We start from the raw sequence: 20,036 nt of genomic DNA on the forward strand, positions 1-20,036 counted from the left end.
CGCTGATTGTGCCGAGTTTCGTTCCGCAGAAGTTACCATGACTATCCAGATTTCGTCGATTACTTCAAATGCCAGCCTCTCGGTTTCCTCAGGCGGCATCCGGCCTGAGTTCCTCCGCAACGAGACGCTCGTGGACATCTTCAGGGCAACGGTGGCAACTAGCCCCGACAAGACGGCACTGACCCTGATCGGAACCGATCAGGCGATGACTTATGCCGAGCTTGACCGGCTGTCCGATGAGGCTGCGCGCGCACTGAGCCGCCGCGGCATCGGCCCCGGCGATTTTGTCGGCCTGTGGTTCCAGCGTTCCCTCGAGCTTCATGTCGCGCTTCTCGCAATCCTCAAGGCCGGCGCCGCCTACATCCCCTTCGATGCGGCCGCCCCCGCGGATCGTGTCGCCGTCAGCCTTGCCGATTGTGGCGCGAAATGGCTGCTGACGCACGGCGAGAAGGCCGCGCTTGCACCGGCCTTCGATGGCCAGACGCTTATCCTCAAGGCGCTGCTTTCCGAAGACGATGCGGACATCGTTCCACGCGTTGCCGCCCATGACGATCCCGCTTATGCGATCTATACGTCCGGCTCCACCGGCAAGCCGAAAGGCATCGTCATTACGCATGGGAACATCTGCCATTACCTGCGGGCAGGCAACGATGTCCTGGGGCTCGTCGAATCGGATGTCGTCCTTCAGCAGGCATCGGTTGCCTTCGATCTTTCGCTGGAAGAAATATTTGTTCCCTATCTGGTCGGCGCGACGCTGAAGGTCGCGACATCGGACGTCATGGCCGAGCTCGACAGGCTCGCAGATGTTCTGGAAACGGAAAAGATCACGGTCATCGACACGGTGCCGACCCTGCTCACCATGTTGGAACGCGACGTCGAAAGCCTGCGCGTCATCATCGTTGGCGGCGAAGCGTGCCCGCCGGCGATCGTCAGCCGATTCTCCAAACCCGGACGGCGCCTGGTCAACACCTACGGCCCCACCGAGACGACGGTCGTGGCGACCTATGCCGAGCTCGATCCGTCGCGGCCGATCACGATCGGCTCCCCGATCGCCAATACGACCGCCTATGTCGTTGACGAAAACCTGCGGCTTGTTCCGCGTGGCGATACCGGCGAATTGCTGATCGGTGGGCCGGGTGTAGCCGCCGGATACAGAAACCTGCCGCAGCTCACCGCTGCCAAGTTCATCGCCAATACTTTCGCGACCCATGACGATCCGGTGCTCTATCGCAGCGGCGACGCCGTTTTGATGGATGAAGACGGTCAGCTCCATTTCCTCGGACGCATCGACGACCAGGTCAAGATTCGCGGCTATCGCATCGAGCTGGGGGAGATCGAGACCGTCGTCGGCGAACTTCCGGACGTGAAGGCAGCCTCCGTCGTCGTGCACCGGCCGTCGGATGGCGAGGAAATGCTGGTCGCCCATGTTGTGACGACGGGCTACAGCTTCGATCGCGAAAAGGCGCGCGCCGTATTGGCGGCCAAGCTGCCGCCCTATATGGTGCCTGCCGCCTGGCACAGCCACGTGTCGCTGCCACGGCTGCCCTCCGGCAAGATCGACCGTAAGACGCTTGCCGCGATTCCGTTGGCAAGCGATCAGTCGACCCAGGCGCAGGAGCCGCCGCGTACATGGACCGAAGCCCAGCTGCTGAAGGCAGCGACCGAGGCGCTTCGCCTGCGCTCCATCAATTTCGAGGCGGACTTCTTCACCGAGCTCGGCGGCCATTCCATGCTGGCGGCCCGGTTCGTTTCTGAGGTCCGCAAGATCCCGCTGCTGGCGGGGATCGCCTTGCGCGACGTCTATGCCGGCCGCACCTTGCGGGGCATTGCGGCGCTCCTCGAGCAACGGGCCGAGCGCGCCTCCGGGCAGGAACTCAAGAATTTCGAGCCGGCTCCCTGGCGCCGACGCTTCTTCTGCGGCCTGGCCCAAGCCGTGGTGCTGCCCTTTATCGTCGCGATCGCAACGCTGCAATGGATCGGCCTGCTGCTCGCTTCGATCCTGTTGATCGATGACGGCGCATCGGTCTGGAACGAGATCCTCATCCTCGGCGGCGTCTATCTCGGCCTCAATCTCGGCGAAAAGCTTATCGTCATCGCGCTTAAATGGCTCGTCATCGGCCGCACGCGCCCAGGCGTCTATCCGCTGTGGGGCACCTATTATTTTCGCATCTGGCTGATGCAACGCATCGTTCAGCTCACGGCTCCGAAATTCCTCAAGGGCTCGCCGCTCATTCGCGTCTATATGCGGGCACTTGGCGCCAAGGTTGGCCAGGATGCGATGATCGACGAGTTCGAAGAAGGCGCAATCGATCTCGTGCGCGTCGGCGCGAGATCCAGCCTCGGCGTCAAGATCAAGCTCGCCAATGTCGAAGTCATCGGCAATGAGATCCATGTCGGCACGATCGACATCGGTGAAGGCGTGCAGATCGGCAATGGCTGCGTCATCGGCCACAATGTCGAGATCGGCGACGGCGCTATCATCGGCGATCTGACGGCGATCGCCGCGGGCACGCATGTCGAAGCCCATACCCGCTGGGATGGTTCGCCCGCTCGCAAGACCGGGCATGCCGAACACGAGGAGATGCCGGCGCATCCAGAATTGGGAATCGTCGGCCGTGTATTCCAGTTCGCCGCTTATTTCACCGCCTACAATGTCAGCCTCGTCATCGGCCTTCTGCCGATCTTCCCGGCCTTCTACCTGTTCGCTGCCGTGCAGGAGATGTTCTCTGCCGGTACCGACGAGCCTTTGTCCTGGGCAATGATCGCCGCTCTATCCTGGCCGGCCGCAATGCTGCTTATCGTCGTGTCCATGGTTGTCGTCGTGGCGCTCCGATGGGTGCTGCTGCCCCGCGTCGTACCGGGCCGCTACTCCATCTTCGGCAACCTGTATTTCCGCAAATGGGTCGTCGGCCTGACCACCGAGGCCATGCTGGAAACCCTGAATTCGCTCTATGCCACCGTCTTCATGCGCAATTGGTACCGGCTGATGGGCGCCAAGATCGGCAAGGGCACGGAGATCTCGGCCAACTTCGCCGGTCGCTACGACCTTATCGAAATGGGCCGCGACAACTTCATCGGCGACGAGACCATTTTCGGCGACGAGGAAATCCAGAACGGCTGGATGGTCCTCAAGCGCCTGAAGACCGGCGACCGCTGCTTCTTCGGCAATTCCTCCGTCATCTCGCAGGGCGCCGTGATCGAGAGTGATTCACTCGTCGGCATCAAGACGCGCCTGCCGGACTCCCTGCATGTCAAGGCGGGCGAAACCTGGTGCGGCAGCCCCGCCTTCCAGTTCCCGACGCGCGAGCGGCTGCAGGCCGCGGCCACAAGCACCTACGCACCACCGTTGCGCATGCGCCTTGTCCGTGTCGTGTTCGAAGCCATGCATACCTCGCTGCCGACCGCGATCCTCATCGTCATGGCGCTCGCAATGTCCGACATGCTGGCAAGCGCGATCGACGACGGCGCCTGGGGCAGGCTGTTTTGGACGCTGATGGCCTCCGGCCTGGCAACGTCGGGCATCCTGTATCTGGTCGCAGTCGCCTTCAAATGGACGCTGATCGGCACCTACAAGCCCATGAACCGGCCGATGTGGTCCTGGTGGGCGATGCGCACCGAAGCCGTCGCGGTCTTTTATGGCGGGCTTGCCAGCAAGATGCTGCTCGACTACCTGCGCGGCACGCCCTTCCTGCCCTGGCTGCTACGCCCCTTCGGCGCGAAGATCGGCCGCGGCGCATGGATCAACAGCACGGATATCTGCGAGTTTGATTGCACCGATATCGGCGACCATGCCGTGCTCAACATGGGATCCTGCCCGCAAACGCACCTCTATGAGGATCGCATCATGAAGGTGGGCCGCATCAGGATCGGCAACGGCGCATCCGTCGGCTCGGGCAGTACGGTCCTCTACGAGGCCAATGTCGGAGATTTCGCCGAGATCGGACTGTTGACCCTGGTCATGAAGGGCGAGGCCATCCCGGCAAGCACTTCATGGGTCGGAACGCCTGCCCAGGCCGTGCAAGCCGAGCAGGAACCTGCCCCTGTGGTTCAAAAAGAGGCCCTGCCCTCCGCGGCCGCGTGAGCAGCGCCGTGACGGTTCCTCCATTCGAGGTCGTCCTGAGAGTTGCAGATGCGATCGCTGTCCTTACCCGCTCGGCTGCAGCCGAGCGGGAGGAGCGCGACGGAGCCGCGCAAGCCGCCTTGAGAAGCGCAGCGCAGCGGGATGATCTCGTCATCTACCGCCGGCCGAGCGATCGGCCGGCGCTGAAACCTCCCCATCACGAACTCGGCGTTTCGCTCTCGCATCGTGCCGATTTGCTGCTGGCGGGCTTCTCGCCGGATACTGCTGTGGGCGTCGATATCGAGATTGAGGATATCAATGACTTCGACCCCGACGCTTTTGCCGCCGACCATTTCTCTCAAGGTGAAGCGGTCGCCATTGCCAGGCTCGATCCCGACGCGGCCCGCGAGGTCTGTTACCGCCTTTGGGTCGCCAAGGAAGCGGCATTGAAGATCAGCGGCCGCGGCATTTTCGATGGGCTTGACGAACCGGACCTGGCAAAGCATCTGGATCTTATTCGCATCGATGGTGCCAACGTCCGCCTCGAAGCTGGATCGCGATTACCGCCGATCGCGGTGTCGGTAATCCGGCTTGCGGGGCCGACGGATCAGCCGATTTATTGCGCCCTTGCTCGTGATTTGAACTGAGGGTGCAGGTGGCGGCAGCATGGATTTTGGTGCTCAGCCCGCCTCGGGACCCACCCAGGCCTTGGGCATCCGCCCCCCTTTAAGCTTGCGCACCGGCCGCATGCTGATGAGCGCGCACGATGGCCACCTGAGCGCGCCATCCACAGCAGCGCGTCCAGAAACAACCGGTTGTTCGTGCGTGGGCCAGGGAATCAATCGTCACCACGACCTAGCGCCGGCGCTCTCCACCTCGCGATTGGAGATCGCCGGTATCTCCGTAGTTGTGTTACTGTGAGATCAGATGCGGCAACTTCAACGCGGAGGATACTTTGCATGCGTACTTATGAACCGTCTGAGTTTATTTCACAATTGGCTTCTAAGCAGCTTGTTGAGCCCGTTGATCTGACACTTTACGGGCTCGCGAAAGCCGACGAAAACGACAGCTCGGTTCTGTGTTTTTCATCCTCCCTATCGTGCGAGCAATGGATATCAATCCCTGTCTCCCTGATCTCGTCCGTTGCACATGTTCGCAATGTGAAATGTAAGGACCACCAACACCCGCTGGTAAGGATAGTGCTTGCTGAGCCCAACAAAGAGGACACCTCGGCGGTTCTGTTCATGCAACTATTTGCGCAGGCCAAAGCGACTACGCCTGCAAAGCGAATGTCAAAGGCCAATGCTATGCTTGCTAGGCAGGAATGCGAGGTCCTCGAATTTGACGATGTACCTTATCTTTGCTGCGGCGGGGAATGTTGGATACTGTTGTAATTGCTGGCCAATTGCGGAGAAATTGGCAGCCCACCAGATTGTCGACAGGTGGGCTGATGCCTCAGACTCCGAAGAACGAACCAAAGAAAACTGAAGCCCGCGTTCGCATCATACCTGTTGGATAGCGCTCTAAGCCGGCCTAGCGCCGGCGCCAACCGGCGGCGCACGGGTAGCCGAACTGCGATAAAGCCCACGGCTCGCCCTGATCCGGATGGCGAGCACGCCCATCTCGATCCAGTGGTAACAGCGCCGCTTTACGGCGCGGTAGTCACCCAGCCGTTCTGGCAGGTCTGGTCAGCGGCCACCCGATCGCGCCATCCACAGCAGCGCGTCCAGAAACAACCGGTTGTTCGTGCGTGGGCCACGCTTGCCTTTGGTCCCACCCGACACAAAGCCCCTGATACGCTCCCAATGATCGTCCCGAAGCCCATCGCAATCCATCACTGACCTCCAAAAGTCAGTGTCGAATCTGATTTGCACCATCTTGGGAATCTCAATCCGTTAAATCGTCACCACGACCTAGCTCCGATCAAGCACGCGCGACGCGTCGGCATCCTTACGTGAGGCGAACCAATTCGCCAAAGTCGCGCCGGAAATGTTATGCCAGACGGAAAAAATCGCGCTCGGAACAGCGGCGATCGGTGAGAAATAGGCTGTCGCCAATGCAGCCCCCAGGCCCGAATTCTGCATACCCACTTCAATCGCCAGCGCCTTGCGCTTGTAAAAGCTGAGGCCGAGCACCTTCGACGCATAATAGCCGAAGAGGTAGCCGAGACCGTTATGCAGCATGACGACGGCGAAGATCAGCAGGCCGGATTGGACGATCGCCGCCTTCGAAGCACCAACCACGGCCGCGACGATCAATACGATGCCAATCACGCTGACGAGAGGCAGAACCGGGATTGCGGCGCGAACCAGGCTAGGCACCGCCTTCTGCGCAATAAAACCGAGCAGCAGCGGCATAATGATAACTTGCACGATACTCACGAACATGGACCATGCGTTGACTGGTAGGTACTGGCTGGCGAACATCCAGACAAGGAAGGGTGTGACGATCGGCGCGGCCAGCGTCGTAACGCTTGTGCAGGCGACTGACAGCGCCACGTCGCCACGAGCAAGATAGGTCATGACATTGCTCGACGTACCACCGGGGCAACACCCGACCAGAATGACCCCAGCCGCGACTTCCGGCGGCATGGGGATGATCTTCGTCAGCAGGAGTGCCAGCGCCGGCATGATGGCAAAATGCGCGATGACGCCGATCGCGACCTCATAAGGCCGGCGCGCCAACTCGCGAAAATCGTCTATGGAGATGGTCAGCCCCATGCCGAACATGATGATGCCGAGCAGCACGACGATCCATGGCGCGAATTGCTTGAAGACTTCGGGAAAGAAAAAGCCGAGTACGGCGAACACAATGACCCATATTGAAAAGGACTTGCCGACGAAGGCGGAAAAGGATGCCAAAAATTTCATGGGATCTCTCGGGAGAAGGAAGCGGATGATATTTTGGCCGGTCTAAGCCCGGCATATCGGATGTCAAGGCGTGCGAATGGCCAATCCGTCCGCTTTGACAGTCCTTGAGAGAATGAATCTCACGGATTGTTCTATTTCCAGAGCATGGCGGCGGATAATCGATCGCACCCTTGTCCATCGACGGCTCTTGGCGCACGTAAAAGCAGAACTATGTCTTCAACGACGGAGGATGCAACCGCATGCCCTAGGAGGAACAGCAGTTGCCCACGCTCACCATGTACGGAGAGTAATGGATGACGGTCACCGAACCCCCACCTATGTCCCGAACGGCTGCCATATCCTATGCGATTGGCCTGCCGCTCATCTTGCTCGCGCTCATTTTCCTGCCGGTCGGCCGCCTCGACTGGCTGCCAGGATGGATCTTCATCGCCTTTCTCTTCGTTGTCTACGGCACGGCGATCCTGGTTCTGAAACGCGTAAATCCCGCAATCTTCAGGGCTCGCAACCGCTTCCAGGCCGGAACCAAACGTTGGGATCTGATCTTGGTCTCGTTCGTCTGCCTTTGTATGATCGCCGAAATTCCGGTTGCAACTTTCGACGCCGGCAGGACGGCGTGGTCGGTGATGCCCACATCTGTCGTGATCCTCGGCTATGTCCTGCTTGGGGCCGGCATTGCATTCGGCGCGTGGGCGCAAGCGGTCAATCGCTTCTTCGAGCCGGGCGTCCGTATGCAACGCGAGCGCGGCCAGCACGTCATCAGCACCGGTCCCTATGCGTTCGTGCGCCATCCGGGCTATGTCAGCGCGATCATGGTATTCGCCGGGCTGGCATTGGCGCTCGCCTCGTGGTGGGCGTTGATTCCGGCCGCCTGGGCGACCGCCCTGCTGATCCTGCGCACGAGCTGGGAAGATGCCCTGCTGCATGCCGAACTGGAGGGCTATGCCGACTATGCCCGTCGCGTTCGGTTTCGCCTAGTGCCGGGTCTTTGGTGAGGTTCATTTTCAGCGAGCACTAGATATTATTAAGCCATAGGGACCGAAGCCCGCCGGTCTTTCCCTTCAAGGGGTCGGACGCAGGCACGCCAAGCTTTTCGATCTGTCCCTTCTGCTCCGCCGACGGCAATTCGCGACGGAGGTCGGCCTCCTGATCTGGCGGATAGCCGCCGATAACGAGGAAGTCGCCGCTGGCGTCGAGCCGGCAATGTCCCGTTCCCGCCGGCAATAACAATGCATCACCGGCTTCGACTTCGATGTCCTTGCCGCCCGGACCGCCGATCATCAATCGTGCCCGCCCTCCGGCAATACCCAATATCTCGTGGGCGGTGGAATGGTAATGATGAAAGGCATAGATGCCATTTCGCCAGAGCCCGTGCCATCCGTTGGCCCGGAAGAGCCGCTCGAGCCCTTGCGCCCGGCTCGGAGCGGCAAGCACCCCGCGATAGACGATGACCGGAAAGCGCTGGTTGTTCGGCACCCATTCCTTTGGCTCGAGCCTAATTGCCTGCTCCATGATTCTCTCCTCTCAGCCCGTCTCCATAACCGCACAGGACAGTCCCGGTTCCACGAGAAAATTGGGAACGATCCTCCGCCACTCTGGTTCGGGCAAGGTGTCCAATGACATGAGAAAGGATAAATCATGCCTTCCATCAACTCCGCACATATTCTCATCCTTGCCACCGATGGCTATGAGCGGTCGGAACTTCGCATCCCCCTGGATGAACTTCAAAAGCGCGGCGCCCGCGTGACAGTTGCCTCCATCAAGGAAGGCAGCATAAAAAGCTGGGACAAGACCGACTGGGGTGACAGCGTCGACGTTGATCTGCTGGCAAGAGATGTCGACGTCAATCAGTTCGATGCGCTTGTGCTGCCAGGCGGCCAGATCAACCCCGATAAATTGCGTGTCGATAGCGACGCCATGCGTGTCATCAGCGAATTCCTACGGTCCGGCAAGGTCGTTGCCGCCATCTGCCATGCGCCCTGGCTCCTGATCGAAGCCGATGCGTTGCGCGGCCGTCGGGCAACCTCCTATTGGTCCATCAAGACCGATGTCAAAAATGCCGGAGCCAATTGGCAGGACGAGACAGTGGTGACCGATCAAGGTATCATCACCTCGCGATCGCCTGAGGATCTGAACGCTTTCATCGACAAGATCGTCGAGGAGGTGCAGGAGGGTCGCCACGAGCGGCGTGTCGCTTAGGGCAGAACTCATTGAGGCCCCGCAATCGCGCCCAGGCCTCTCCTCCGCTTCCTCCGCTCTGCCATAACGACCTGTGACATAACGGTTTCGCCATTATTCACATATTGACTGGTGCGGCCTGCTTTGATCTTTTGGCCGAAATGGCAATGCCTGACGTCCGGTCCTTTGAGGTTGGTGGATGTCCGGGAGGAACAGCAGGGCATGATGATGACGGCTGTGCGGGCGGTCAGCCTGAAACAGGTGGCGATTTCGTTTGAAATGGCCAACAGAACACGGTTCGACGCCGTTGCGGCTACTGATCTCAATGTGGAAGCGCATGAGTTCGTGGCCATCGTTGGCCCGACAGGATGCGGCAAATCCACGCTTCTGAACGCGACCGCGGGGCTTTTGACACCTGCGTCCGGCACGGTCGAAGTCTTCGGCCAGCCGCTGAAATCGATCAATCGTCAGGCGGGCTATCTCTTCCAGCAGGATTCGCTGATGCCCTGGAAGACGGTGCTGGAGAATGTCGCGATCGGCCTCGAGATTGCCGGTATAGGCCACTCGGAAGCGAGGAAAAGCGCTCGCGAATGGCTGGGGCGTGTCGGGCTTACCGCCTTTGCCGACCGCTTTCCGCGCATGCTTTCGGGTGGCCAGCGCAAACGCGTTGGGCTTGCGCAGGTCCTGATCCGCGATCCCAAATTGCTCTTGATGGACGAACCCTTCGGCCCGCTCGACGCGCAGACCCGACTGATCATGGGCGACCTGTTGCTGAAGCTCTGGTCCGAAGACCGCAAGGCCGTTATGTTCGTCACACACGACCTCGATGAGGCGATTGCTCTTGCCGACCGCGTCGTCATCATGTCCGCCGGCCCGAAGTCGCGTATCATCGGCGACTTCAAGGTGCCTTTGGAGCGGCCGCGCGAGATTGGCGAGATACGGCACGATCCGGTCTTCAACCGGCTGCATCGCGATATATGGCAGGCTTTGCGCGACGAAGTCATGACAGCCTACCGCCAGAGCAGCGGAGAGACCGTATGAGCCGCTCCCTCCTTCTCCTGCTTCAGATCCTTGTGGCGCTGGTCGTCCTGGTCCTTTGGCATCTGGCGACGAACACCAGCCTTTTCGGCAATCCAAAGACTATATCCTTCTTCTTCGCCGACCCACTCAAGGTGGCGCAGCGCGTCGTTCAATGGTTCGCGAGCGGATCGATCTGGTACCATCTCTGGATCACCCTGTCGGAATCGATCCTGGCCTTTCTGCTCGGCGCCTTCGGCGGTATCGTCTTCGGCTTCTGGTTCGCGCGCCGGCCGCTGATCGCGGCCGTCTTCGATCCTTATGTGAAGGCGGCGAACGCCCTGCCCCGCGTCGTGCTCGCCCCGATCTTCGCGCTCTGGTTCGGCCTCGGCATCTGGTCCAAGGTCGCGCTCGGCATCACGCTTGTCTTCTTCATCGTCTTCTTCAACGTCTATCAGGGCGTGAAGGAAGTCAGCCAGCCAGTCCTGTCCAATGCCCGCATGCTTGGTATGAACGAACGGCAATTGCTGCGCCACGTCTATCTCCCCTCCGCCCTCTCCTGGGTGTTTTCCAGCCTGCATACATCGGTGGGTTTTGCGGTGGTCGGCGCCGTCGTGGGCGAATATCTGGGCTCTGCCGCCGGGCTCGGCTATCTCATTCAGCAGGCCGAGGGTGTTTTTGACGTGACCGGCGTCTTTGCCGGCATGGTGGTTTTGACGGCGTTCGTCCTGATCGTGGATTGGGTGATGACTGTGGTCGAACGGCGCCTGCTGGCCTGGCGCGGCCAGTAGCGCAAGCAAAATAGCAAAGTGGAGGAAAAGAACATGGAGCGCAGGACATTTCTGATTGGGACGGCGAGCTTCGGCATCGGCGCATCGCTCGCGGGCATTCTGCCGGCCGCGGCACAGGACGCGAAACCGGAAAAGCCGGACCTGTTGATCGGCGTGGGCGGCAAGCCCCTGCTCTATTATCTGCCGCTGACGATCGCCGAGCGGAAAGGCTTCTTCAAGGAAGAAGGCCTCAACGTCACCATCAATGATTTCGCCGGCGGCTCGAAGTCGCTGGAGGGCCTGATCGGTGGCTCGCTCGATGTCGTCTCCGGCGCTTACGAACATACGATCCGCATGCAGAACAAGGGGCAGGATATCGTCGCGATCTGCAATCTCGGCCGTTTTCCGGGGATCGTCATCGCCGTGCGCAAGGATCTGGCCGGCGAGATCAAGTCCATGTCCGACATGAAGGGCCGCAAGATCGGCGTGACGGCGCCGGGCTCTTCGACGGCGCTAATGTTCCAATATGCCATGCTGAAGAACGGGCTGAAGACCGACGATGCATCGCTGATTGGCGTCGGAGGCGGGGCCGGCGCGGTTGCCGCGGTCAAGAGCGGTCAGATCGACGGGCTCTCCCATCTCGATCCCGTCATCGCACAACTGCAATATGACGGCGACATCACCGTACTTGTGGACACGCGCACGGAAGCCGGCACGCGCGCCTTGTTCGGCGGCCCTAACCCTGCCGCAACCGTCTATATCAAGCGCGAATTTGCCCAGGCGAATCCGATCACGACGCAGCGAACGGTCAATGCCTTCATGAAGGCGTTGAAATGGATTTCGACCGCAAGCCCGGACGATGTGGCGGGCGTCGTGCCGGAGGAATATCTGCTCGGCAATCGTGATCTCTACATGCAGGCCTTCAAGAATTCCAAGGAGATGTATTCTCCGGACGGCATGGTCACGGTGGAAGGCTACAATTCCATGATGGGCGTCCTGAAGACGCTCGATCCGGAACTCGCCAATGCCGACGTTCCGTTCGACAAGACCTTCGATCCGATCTTCGCCAAGGCTGCGAAGATCTGAGCAGCGCATCTCACACGTCGCGCCTCAGCCTCCCGCCGTGACGGCAAAGGCTCAGTGCGAAAACGACGGCGCCATCATGGGATCTTCCCTGACGACCTCGATCAGAAAGTCGAGCACGGCCCTAATGCGAAATGGCAGGTTCCGCCGAGACGGATAAACGACATTGATCGGCAATCGGCTGGGCGGAAAATCCGGCATGAGTCTGACCAGCCGACCGGCCTCGATATCAGGACCGGCCAATATATGGGAAAGCACGGCAAGGCCGTTGCCGGCGAGTACCGCGCGGTGGGCGGCAACGGAATTATTGGCGATCAGGCGCGGCGCGATCCGTACGGCTTCGTCCTCGGCGCCATTGGAGAAGGACCATGACCTGCCGTCGCCGGCGCGCTTGTAGCAGATGCAATCATGGGCGCGGATATCGTCAGGTCTTTTCGGAGCCTTCCGCGCCTGCAGGTATGAAGGCGCAGCGACGAGAAATGCCGTCGTCCAGCCGATCCGACGGCACATTAGACTGCAGTCCCCAACTACCCCGAGGCGCACCTCGAGATCGATCCCCTCTTCGACCAGGTCGGATGGCTCCTCGCGAAATAGCAGTTCGACGGAAAGTCCCTGGTGCTGCTCAAACAGCATCCCGAGGCGATCGCTGAGGCAAAGTCCCAGCGGCGTCGGCAAGGCAAGCCGCACTTTGCCCGTCGCGGCCGTACCGCCACGACAGGTCGTTTCACTGAGTGCTTCGACCGCCTCGATGACCTTGAGCGCCATCGGGATAATTTGCTCCCCCTCCGCCGTCAGGGCCAATGCATTCGTCGTGCGATGCAGGAGACGCGTCTTGAGATGCGCCTCCAGCGCCGAAATCTGCCGAGAGACCGCCGGCTGGGTCACGCTGAGGTGAACGGCGGCGGCCGAGAAGGAGCCGGTTTCCACCACTCTCATGAATGTTTGCAGCGCACCTACGATGTCCATCCCCTACCCCCATACTTTTCCGCATAAGCCTTATGTGGCCACCTTAATTCCGAAGGGCTTTACTGTCCAGCAATTACGGATATTTTATATCCATAAGGATACCAAATGTCCTTAATAACGGAGATGATCCATGACGCAACGCGTGAACTACGCCCAGCAATCCCCCGCGCTTTTCAAGAAGCTGTCGGATCTCAGCATGGCTCTGAAAGACGGCGCCATCGATCAGAAGATCCACGATCTCGTGCAGATCCGCGCCTCGCAAATCAATGGCTGCGCCTTCTGCCTGGACATGCATGTGAAGGAAGCCAAGATCCATGGTGAGAGCGAGCTCCGGCTCTATCACATCGCCATCTGGCGCGAGTCCAACCTTTTCGTCCCGCGGGAGCGCGCCGCCCTCGCCTGGACCGAAGCCGTGACGAAGCTGGCGGAAGGCGGCATTCCCGACGAGCTTTATGAGCGCGTGCGCGGCCAGCTTTCTGAGAGGGAAATTTCCGATCTGACCTTCGCGATCATGGTCATCAATGCCTGGAACCGCGCCAGCATCGCCTTCAAGTCCGTGCCGGGTTCGGCCGACAAACTCTACGGCCTCGACAAGGCCGGCCTCAACTAAGCCCTTCTCCCTGAGTGCCCACCAAACGATACGCGTCCGCAGGGGCAGCGCGAAGACCACAATCAACAGGAGACAGACATGAACATGAATAACCCCACACAGCCGGTTCAATCAGGCACTGATGAACTGGTTCCATCGCGTTACGCGGTGAAGATCGGCGACATCGACGTTTTGGTGATCAGCGATGGCGTGCTGCCGCTTCCGACCAAGATGTTGGGATACAATGCCGACCCGACTGAGCACGCGGCCTGGCTGAACGACATGTTCCTGCCACCGGACGCTTTCGACTGGGCGCTGAACGTGGTCGTGGTGCGCAGCGGCAAGCAGACCATCCTCATCGACGCCGGCCTGGGGCTGGACCCGGAATTGAACCTGCCGCGGGCCGGGCAATTGATCAAGCGACTGGAAGCCGCCGGCATCGACCTTGGTTCCGTAACCGACGTGGTCCTGACCCACATGCATATGGACCATGTCGGCGGGCTGCTCGTCGACGGCGTGAAGGAGCGGCTGCGTCCAGATCTCAAGATCCATGTGGCGGCGGCCGAGGTCAAATTCTGGGAGGCGCCCGATTTCACTCATGTGTCCATGCCGCCCGGCTTCCCCGATGCGCTTCGGGCGGCCGCCAAGCAGTTCAAGAAAGAATACGACAATCACCTGCAATTGTTCGACGATGAACACGAGGTGGCGCCGGGCGTGGTCGTCTCCCGAACCGGCGGCCATACACCGGGGCATAGCGTGGTTCGCGTGGCATCCGGCAAAGACCGGCTGATGTTCGCCGGCGATGCAGTGTTTGCGGTCGGCTTCGATCACCCCGACTGGTTCAACGGCTTCGAACACGACCCGGAAGAAGCTGCCCGCGTCCGCGTTCGTCTTTTGCGGGAGCTGGTGGAGACCGGCGAGCTTCTGGTGGCCACTCATATGCCGTTCCCCTCGGTCGGCCATGTGGCAGCCGATGGCGACCACTTCCGTTGGGTGCCGGTCTTCTGGGACTACTGACCGCCTGGTGCACAACTAGAGCCGAGCCGGCGCACCGCCTTCAAGGCCATGGTCCGGCTCAGCCGAGGGGCTCGGGCGTCGGCAGGACCAGCCCGATCCTCGACCAACCATTCAGCAAGGAATGAACAATGCGGCGCGCGAAGCGGCCGCAAATGGAGAAGCTCATGAAAATCGTCATCATCGGCGGAACCGGCCTGATTGGTTCAAAGACGGCCGAGCGCCTTCGCAAGCAAGGCCACGAAGTCATTGCCGCCGCCCCAAGCACCGGCGTCAACACGATCACCGGCGAGGGTCTCACCGAGGCGCTGGCTGGCGCCTCGGTCGTCATCGACCTTGCAAACTCGCCCTCCTTCGAGGATAAGGCCGTGCTCGAATTCTTCGAGACATCAGGGCGCAATCTGGCGGCGGCGGAAAAGGCGGCCGGAGTAAAGCATCACATCGCCCTTTCCATCATCGGCGTCGATCGCCTGCCTGGCAGCGGCTACATGCGCGCCAAGGTCGCCCAGGAAAAGATCGTCAAGGAATCCGGCATTCCCTATACGATCGTCCATTCGACACAGTTCATGGAATTCCTCGGCGGCATCGCCCAATCCGCCACCATCGGGAACGTCGTGCGGCTGCCCACAGGCTACGTCCAGCCGATCGCCTCCGACGACGTCGCCGACGCCATGGCCGCTGTAGCGACGGCGGCGCCCATGAATGGCGTGTTCGAGATCTCCGGCCCGGAACGCGTCCGAATGAACGAGCTCGTCGCCCGCTATCTGAAGGCCATGGGCGATGCGCGCCAGGTCGAAGGCGATCCGGAAGCCCGCTATTTCGGCACCAAGCTGGAGGACGGTTCGCTTGTCTCCGACAACAAGCCCCGCCTCGGCCACATCGCCTTCGAGCAGTGGTTCGCGACCTCCGCACGCAAATAAGGGATGACGATGTGCCGCCGCGGGCGGCCCATCGCCCAACTTTCGAGAAAGGAAATTTCGAGATGATCAAGTCAATCCTTGCCCTTGCCATGACAGCTCTCTTGTCCGCCACGGCCGCGGCCGCCAATGATGCCGGCGAAAAAGACGCCAAGGTGACCCTCGTCTATGAGCATGAATTGCCGAATGTTCCCGGCAAGACCATGAAAGGCGTTCTGGTCGAATACGGCCCCGGCGGCTTCTCTTCCGCCCACACCCATCCGAACTCGGCCTTCATCTATGCGACCGTTCTAGAGGGTGCGATCCGCAGCCAGGTCAATGACGGTCCTGTCAAGGTCTACAAGGCTGGCGAGAACTTCTCCGAGATGCCCGGCGATCGCCATGGCGTCAGCGAGAATGCCAGCAAGACCAAGCCGGCCAAGCTGCTGGCGGTGTTCGTCGTCGACAGCAGCCAGAAGCAATTGACCTTCCCGATCAAGAAGTAGCTGCGTTGAGGCGGGTGCCGTCGGCACTCGCCCCCACTCTGCCTGCCCCACTCCGCTCTAGGAAATCATCGTCGGTGAGCCCGTCATGTTTGGAGAATATCATTCCCTTCCGCTCGTCCTCATCAACCTTCTGGGCCTTGCCGGAATTCTCATTTGGCATATCCAGGGACGCAGCCGTCCGACCGCACGCCTGATCGTGCAGATCCTGTTCTTCGCCGGCATGAGCCTGGTGCTCTGGCTTGCCGGAATTTCGCCCTACCGTCTCGACGATGCCGAGCTTCAGGAGGCCGGCATTCTGCTCGCCAAGTCTGCGCGCATCCTCTGGTGGCTCCACCTCGCATGGACGCTGATCGGCTTCGTCCATATCTACCTCACCCTCAACCGCCGGCCGCAGGAGGCGCATCTTCTCCAGGATCTGATCGTCGGCGTCGTCTATCTCGGCGTGGCGCTGTCGGTCATCGGCTTCGTCTTCGGCGCACCCATCGGTCCGCTCATTGCGACGTCCGGCGTGGTGGTCGTCATTATCGGTCTGGCGTTGCAGAACACGCTGGCCGACGTCTTTTCCGGGATCGCGCTCGCGCTCGGCCGTGCCTACGCCATCGGCGACTGGATCCAATTGAGCGACGGCACGGAAGGGCGTGTTACAGAAACCAACTGGCGCTCCACCAATCTTTTGACCGGCGGCCACAACATCGTCGTCGTGCCCAACAGCGTCCTGGCAAAACAGGGTGTGACCAATCGCAGCCGCCCGGACGAGTCGCATCTGGTTGCGCTGACGATCCGGATTGCCGCCACCCACAAACCACGCCTGGTCGAGGAGATGATGTTGAGCGTTCTGCGAGGTTGTGAACGGATCGTCGCTGACCCGCCGCCCGCCATCGCGCTGAAGACAATCGACGCAATTGCCATCGAGGTCGAGCTGCAGTTCCGTGTGGCGAGTGCGGCCACCCGCACGCCGGCGCAAAACGAGATCATCGATCTCGTCTACGACCATTGCCAGACGACCGGCCTCTCATTGGCAATGCCGGAACAAAGCTTCTTCTGCCCGCCGCCCGCCGAGGGTGCCGAGCCCGCTGCAGCGGTGGTCAGGTCGCTTTCATCCAGCTCGCTCTAGCACCCATTCAAAGGAGCTCTTCCAAAGCTCGGGCGCAACTTCCTGGGACAGGATGCCGACGAGATCCGACAGCTTGACCCCGCGCAATTTTGCCCGCCAGGCTTCGTCGGCCTCCCACATGATGCGCGCGACCGCGCATGGGCTGCTGTCGCAATGGTCCTTCGGCCGGCAAGGATTGTTGGCGCGGATGTTGGTGCAGACAAAGGTGCGCTGCCGACCCTCGACGGCTTCGACGATCTCAAGGAAGGTCAGTTCGGCCGGCGGTTTCGCCAGCCGGTAGCCGCCCGAAGGGCCGAGGGACGTATCGACAAGCCCCGCCTGCGATAAGCCTTGCAGAGCCTTGGAAAGATATTCCTTGGGAAGCCCATGGAATTCGGCCAGGGCTTTGGTGGAGAGATAACGACCGTCGGGCAGACCGGCGAGAATGGCGCAGCAATGAAGCGCCCATTCGACTTGGCTTTTCAAGATCATACATTTATTCCGCGGGGCCGATCTTCGCTGGCCTTAATCAAGGATAAAGAATATCCTTATTTCGCCGAAGTGTAAACCGACTGCCACGTATCACTTGTGCAAGGCCGCCGCATCGGCGTCACTTGCCGCCAACAAGCAATAATCCAGCCATCAACATACAGAGCGCACGTCAAGACATGGCCGCTCAGGTCATCCATTTGCGGTGTTCAATGAAACGCTCCGCCAGAAGATCGATGAACAATCGCACCTTGGTGGGCAGATGGCTGCGGTTCGGATAGATCGCGCTGATCGTGAATTCCACGGCACGATAATCGGGCATGGCCCGCACGAGGCGCCCGGCAGCGACATCTTCGAAGACGATGAAGCTCGGGGCAAGGAAGATGCCCTTCCCGCTGGCCAGAAGAAAGCGCAAAGTCTCGGCGCTGTTAGAGACGACATTGCCCGAGATTTTGACGCCTTGCTGCTTGCCCTCGACATCCTCGAAACGCCATTCGTCGCCATAAGGATAGTGAGTATATTGCAGACAATTATGCGCCATGAGATCGGCCGGCACCTTCGGCAAGGGATGCGTGTCGCGATATTCGGGCGAGCAGACGAGCATGTGGCGCCAGGGTGTAAGCTTGCGCGCGACAAGCGTCGATTCCGATGACGGCAAAGTGCGGATCATCAGATCGTAGCCCTCTTCAATCATATCGATCGAGCGCTCACCGACGTTGAAGTCGATCGAGATCGCCGGATATTGCGTCATGAATTCGTTGACGACGGGAAGCAGGAAGCGGACGATGGCGCCACTGGTGTAGATCTTTAGAGTACCGCGCGGCATGGTGCTGAGAGCGCCGGCCTCCCGATCGGCTTCTTCGAGATCGGCGAGAATCTGCGAGGAGCGCTCATAATAATATTTGCCTGTCTCCGTCAGACTGACCCTGCGCGTCGTGCGGTTGAGGAGCCGCACGCCCAGACGATCCTCCAGGGATTGCACATGATTGCCCACCATAGTGACGGACATGTTGAGCCGGCGGGCGGCCGCGGAAAAACCGCCGCAATCCACCACCCGGCCAAAGACTATCAGGCTGGTCAGCCGATCCATATCGTCCTCGGATTATCCGCTGTGAGTTGATGATCCTTCCAGATTTGAGGAGATTATCAGAAGGACCGTTCGGACGCATCTTCATCGCATCAAAAAGAGGCCCATGCAAATGGGCGCGATGCTGAAGGAAATGGACAATGGTCGAACTACCCCGCAACGAGGCGTTCAGGAACGCAAGCCAGGCCGATGCCGCACCAGCCGGCGAGGTGGCAAAATCTCCAGCCGCCGAGGCTCAGCAGGATCCGGCTGCCGGCGCGCCCACCACTGCCGTTGCTCCCAAAACGGGCCGCAAGCTCGTCAAGCGCGGCGTGCTTGCGGCCGCGCTGTTGGCCGGCGTCGCCGTCGGCGCCGATTTCGGTTATCGCTACTGGACGGTCGGGCGCTTCATCGAATCCACAGACGATGCCTATGTGAAGGCCGACTATACGACGATCGCCCCGAAGGTCGCCGGCTACATCAAGGACGTGCTTGTCAACGACAATGACGCGGCCAAGGCCGGCCAAGTGCTTGCCCGCATCGACGACCGTGACTTCCAGGCCGCTCTTTCCCAGGCGAAAGCGGATCTCAAGGCGGCCGATGCGGCAATTGCCAATATCGACGCGCAGATCCTGCTGCAGCAATCGCTGATCGCGCAGGCCAAGGCGACGGTTGATTCCTCCAAGGCTTCCCTCGACTATGCGGTCTCGGACGCCGCGCGTTCGGCGCGGCTGATCACCAATGGCGTCGGCACCCAATCGCGGGCTGAAGAGACGCAATCGGCGAGCAAACAGGCTGCCGCTGCGGTCGAACGCGATCAGGCCGCGGTCGTCGCGGCTCAGAATAAGGTGCCGGTGCTGCAGACCCAGCGCGATCAGGCGGCCGCCCAGCGCGACCGTGCCGCTGCCGCGGTTCAACAGGCGGAACTCAACCTATCCTATACGAATATCGTCGCGGCCGTCGATGGTACGATCGGTGCCCGCTCGATCCGCGTCGGGCAATACGTCACCTCGGGCACACAGTTGATGGCGGTGGTGCCGCTGCACTCGGTCTATGTCGTCGCAAATTTCAAGGAAACGCAGCTCACCTATGTACGCCCCGGCCAATCGGTCGAGATCAAGGTCGACAGCTTCCCGGATGTCGCCGTCAAGGGTCATGTCGACAGCCTCTCGCCGGCAAGCGGCCTGGAATTCTCGCTGCTGCCACCGGACAATGCGACGGGCAACTTCACCAAGATCGTCCAGCGCATACCGGTAAAGATCGTCATCGATGATGAGCACCTGGCGGGATTGCTGCGTTCCGGCATGTCCGTCGAGCCCGAAATCGACACCAAGGCCGCCCAGACATCGACCGCCAACGCCGAGGGATCATCCAGCGACGCTGGATGATCCCTGCCCTTCTTCGCCGATTATCACCTCGACACTGTCATGAGATTGTTCCGG

At 60.6% G+C, this 20,036-nt stretch carries 19 protein-coding genes and 2 pseudogenes; 14 read left to right on the plus strand and 7 right to left on the minus strand.

The features are described from left to right. Window positions 1–37 precede the first annotated feature (37 nt). Complete coding sequence (locus HGP16_RS13105) at window positions 38–4,081, plus strand: Pls/PosA family non-ribosomal peptide synthetase (RefSeq protein ID WP_168840460.1); 4,044 nt, start codon at window positions 38–40, stop codon at window positions 4,079–4,081. Between the two features lie 8 nt (window positions 4,082–4,089). Then, complete coding sequence (locus tag HGP16_RS13110) at window positions 4,090–4,707, plus strand: 4'-phosphopantetheinyl transferase superfamily protein (protein ID WP_168840461.1); 618 nt, start codon at window positions 4,090–4,092, stop codon at window positions 4,705–4,707. Window positions 4,708–4,720: 13 nt separating this feature from the next. Here HGP16_RS13110 and HGP16_RS13115 read toward each other — a convergent pair. Next, window positions 4,721–4,892, minus strand: a pseudogene (locus HGP16_RS13115) (IS5/IS1182 family transposase); the annotation flags it as partial. A gap of 127 nt (window positions 4,893–5,019) precedes the next feature. Between HGP16_RS13115 and HGP16_RS13120 the strand changes: the two are divergent. Beyond that, a complete protein-coding gene (locus HGP16_RS13120) occupies window positions 5,020–5,454 on the plus strand; it encodes a hypothetical protein (protein ID WP_168840462.1) in 435 nt (144 codons plus the stop codon). Between the two features lie 216 nt (window positions 5,455–5,670). Here HGP16_RS13120 and HGP16_RS13125 read toward each other — a convergent pair. After that, a pseudogene (locus HGP16_RS13125) lies at window positions 5,671–5,895 on the minus strand (transposase); the annotation flags it as partial. A gap of 78 nt (window positions 5,896–5,973) precedes the next feature. Then, window positions 5,974–6,930, minus strand: a complete 957-nt coding sequence (locus HGP16_RS13130) for a bile acid:sodium symporter family protein (protein ID WP_168840463.1) — start codon at window positions 6,928–6,930, stop codon at window positions 5,974–5,976. A gap of 293 nt (window positions 6,931–7,223) precedes the next feature. On the opposite strand from HGP16_RS13130, the gene HGP16_RS13135 reads away from it, so the two are divergent. Beyond that, window positions 7,224–7,922: an isoprenylcysteine carboxylmethyltransferase family protein gene (locus HGP16_RS13135; protein WP_205927513.1), complete on the plus strand. Its 699-nt coding sequence runs from the start codon at window positions 7,224–7,226 to the stop codon at window positions 7,920–7,922. Between the two features lie 19 nt (window positions 7,923–7,941). Here the strand turns inward: HGP16_RS13135 and HGP16_RS13140 are convergent, their stop codons facing one another. Beyond that, a complete protein-coding gene (locus HGP16_RS13140; RefSeq protein ID WP_168840464.1) occupies window positions 7,942–8,439 on the minus strand; it encodes a cupin in 498 nt (165 codons plus the stop codon). Between the two features lie 126 nt (window positions 8,440–8,565). Here HGP16_RS13140 and HGP16_RS13145 point away from each other — a divergent pair, with 126 nt between their 5' ends. From HGP16_RS13145 to HGP16_RS13160, 4 genes are all read left to right on the plus strand, one after another. Continuing rightward, a complete protein-coding gene (locus HGP16_RS13145) occupies window positions 8,566–9,126 on the plus strand; it encodes a DJ-1/PfpI/YhbO family deglycase/protease (protein WP_168840465.1) in 561 nt (186 codons plus the stop codon). A 201-nt stretch (window positions 9,127–9,327) separates the two neighbouring features. Next, complete coding sequence (locus HGP16_RS13150; RefSeq protein ID WP_168840466.1) at window positions 9,328–10,146, plus strand: ABC transporter ATP-binding protein; 819 nt, start codon at window positions 9,328–9,330, stop codon at window positions 10,144–10,146. Next, complete coding sequence (locus tag HGP16_RS13155) at window positions 10,143–10,913, plus strand: ABC transporter permease (protein WP_168840467.1); 771 nt, start codon at window positions 10,143–10,145, stop codon at window positions 10,911–10,913. Before HGP16_RS13150 ends, HGP16_RS13155 begins: the two co-directional genes overlap by 4 nt. A gap of 33 nt (window positions 10,914–10,946) precedes the next feature. Then, window positions 10,947–11,978 (plus strand): ABC transporter substrate-binding protein, encoded by a 1,032-nt coding sequence (locus tag HGP16_RS13160; protein ID WP_168840468.1) that lies wholly within the window; start codon window positions 10,947–10,949, stop codon window positions 11,976–11,978. Between the two features lie 51 nt (window positions 11,979–12,029). Here the strand turns inward: HGP16_RS13160 and HGP16_RS13165 are convergent, their stop codons facing one another. After that, a complete protein-coding gene (locus HGP16_RS13165; protein ID WP_168840469.1) occupies window positions 12,030–12,941 on the minus strand; it encodes a LysR family transcriptional regulator in 912 nt (303 codons plus the stop codon). A 130-nt stretch (window positions 12,942–13,071) separates the two neighbouring features. Between HGP16_RS13165 and HGP16_RS13170 the strand changes: the two genes are divergently transcribed. From HGP16_RS13170 to HGP16_RS13190, 5 genes are all read left to right on the plus strand, one after another. Beyond that, window positions 13,072–13,551 (plus strand): carboxymuconolactone decarboxylase family protein, encoded by a 480-nt coding sequence (locus HGP16_RS13170; protein WP_168840470.1) that lies wholly within the window; start codon window positions 13,072–13,074, stop codon window positions 13,549–13,551. 78 nt (window positions 13,552–13,629) lie between these two features. Continuing rightward, window positions 13,630–14,547: an MBL fold metallo-hydrolase gene (locus HGP16_RS13175; RefSeq protein WP_168840471.1), complete on the plus strand. Its 918-nt coding sequence runs from the start codon at window positions 13,630–13,632 to the stop codon at window positions 14,545–14,547. A gap of 164 nt (window positions 14,548–14,711) precedes the next feature. Next, window positions 14,712–15,464, plus strand: coding sequence for an SDR family oxidoreductase (locus HGP16_RS13180; protein WP_168840472.1), 753 nt, complete (start codon window positions 14,712–14,714; stop codon window positions 15,462–15,464). A gap of 62 nt (window positions 15,465–15,526) precedes the next feature. Continuing rightward, window positions 15,527–15,946 carry a cupin domain-containing protein gene (locus tag HGP16_RS13185; RefSeq protein WP_168840473.1) on the plus strand — a complete coding sequence of 140 codons (420 nt, stop codon included), beginning with the start codon at window positions 15,527–15,529 and terminating at the stop codon, window positions 15,944–15,946. An 85-nt stretch (window positions 15,947–16,031) separates the two neighbouring features. Next, complete coding sequence (locus HGP16_RS13190; protein WP_168840474.1) at window positions 16,032–17,060, plus strand: mechanosensitive ion channel family protein; 1,029 nt, start codon at window positions 16,032–16,034, stop codon at window positions 17,058–17,060. Here HGP16_RS13190 and HGP16_RS13195 read toward each other — a convergent pair. Both HGP16_RS13195 and HGP16_RS13200 read right to left on the minus strand, forming a co-directional pair. Next, window positions 17,043–17,531 carry an Rrf2 family transcriptional regulator gene (locus HGP16_RS13195; protein ID WP_168840475.1) on the minus strand — a complete coding sequence of 163 codons (489 nt, stop codon included), beginning with the start codon at window positions 17,529–17,531 and terminating at the stop codon, window positions 17,043–17,045. The genes HGP16_RS13190 and HGP16_RS13195 overlap by 18 nt on opposite strands. Window positions 17,532–17,715: 184 nt before the next feature. Further along, entirely contained in the window at window positions 17,716–18,618 is a 903-nt protein-coding gene (locus tag HGP16_RS13200; RefSeq protein WP_168840476.1) for a LysR family transcriptional regulator, read from the minus strand. Between the two features lie 137 nt (window positions 18,619–18,755). Here HGP16_RS13200 and HGP16_RS13205 point away from each other — a divergent pair, with 137 nt between their 5' ends. Continuing rightward, window positions 18,756–19,982 (plus strand): HlyD family secretion protein, encoded by a 1,227-nt coding sequence (locus tag HGP16_RS13205; RefSeq protein ID WP_168840477.1) that lies wholly within the window; start codon window positions 18,756–18,758, stop codon window positions 19,980–19,982. Window positions 19,983–20,036 lie beyond the last annotated feature (54 nt).

It is taken from the genome of Rhizobium sp. P40RR-XXII (assembly GCF_012641405.1).
Taxonomy (GTDB): domain Bacteria; phylum Pseudomonadota; class Alphaproteobacteria; order Rhizobiales; family Rhizobiaceae; genus Rhizobium.

Coding starts and splice junctions, on each gene's coding strand:
- HGP16_RS13155 (WP_168840467.1), top strand. CDS start 10,143: ATGAGCCGCTCCCTCCTTCTCCTGCTTCAGATCCTTGTGGCGCTGGTC.
- HGP16_RS13145 (WP_168840465.1), top strand. CDS start 8,566: ATGCCTTCCATCAACTCCGCACATATTCTCATCCTTGCCACCGATGGC.
- HGP16_RS13140 (WP_168840464.1), bottom strand. CDS start 8,439: ATGGAGCAGGCAATTAGGCTCGAGCCAAAGGAATGGGTGCCGAACAAC.
- HGP16_RS13130 (WP_168840463.1), bottom strand. CDS start 6,930: ATGAAATTTTTGGCATCCTTTTCCGCCTTCGTCGGCAAGTCCTTTTCA.
- HGP16_RS13170 (WP_168840470.1), top strand. CDS start 13,072: ATGACGCAACGCGTGAACTACGCCCAGCAATCCCCCGCGCTTTTCAAG.
- HGP16_RS13180 (WP_168840472.1), top strand. CDS start 14,712: ATGAAAATCGTCATCATCGGCGGAACCGGCCTGATTGGTTCAAAGACG.
- HGP16_RS13160 (WP_168840468.1), top strand. CDS start 10,947: ATGGAGCGCAGGACATTTCTGATTGGGACGGCGAGCTTCGGCATCGGC.
- HGP16_RS13190 (WP_168840474.1), top strand. CDS start 16,032: ATGTTTGGAGAATATCATTCCCTTCCGCTCGTCCTCATCAACCTTCTG.
- HGP16_RS13205 (WP_168840477.1), top strand. CDS start 18,756: ATGGTCGAACTACCCCGCAACGAGGCGTTCAGGAACGCAAGCCAGGCC.
- HGP16_RS13200 (WP_168840476.1), bottom strand. CDS start 18,618: ATGGATCGGCTGACCAGCCTGATAGTCTTTGGCCGGGTGGTGGATTGC.
- HGP16_RS13175 (WP_168840471.1), top strand. CDS start 13,630: ATGAACATGAATAACCCCACACAGCCGGTTCAATCAGGCACTGATGAA.
- HGP16_RS13135 (WP_205927513.1), top strand. CDS start 7,224: ATGACGGTCACCGAACCCCCACCTATGTCCCGAACGGCTGCCATATCC.
- HGP16_RS13165 (WP_168840469.1), bottom strand. CDS start 12,941: ATGGACATCGTAGGTGCGCTGCAAACATTCATGAGAGTGGTGGAAACC.
- HGP16_RS13105 (WP_168840460.1), top strand. CDS start 38: ATGACTATCCAGATTTCGTCGATTACTTCAAATGCCAGCCTCTCGGTT.
- HGP16_RS13185 (WP_168840473.1), top strand. CDS start 15,527: ATGATCAAGTCAATCCTTGCCCTTGCCATGACAGCTCTCTTGTCCGCC.
- HGP16_RS13120 (WP_168840462.1), top strand. CDS start 5,020: ATGCGTACTTATGAACCGTCTGAGTTTATTTCACAATTGGCTTCTAAG.
- HGP16_RS13195 (WP_168840475.1), bottom strand. CDS start 17,531: ATGATCTTGAAAAGCCAAGTCGAATGGGCGCTTCATTGCTGCGCCATT.
- HGP16_RS13150 (WP_168840466.1), top strand. CDS start 9,328: ATGATGATGACGGCTGTGCGGGCGGTCAGCCTGAAACAGGTGGCGATT.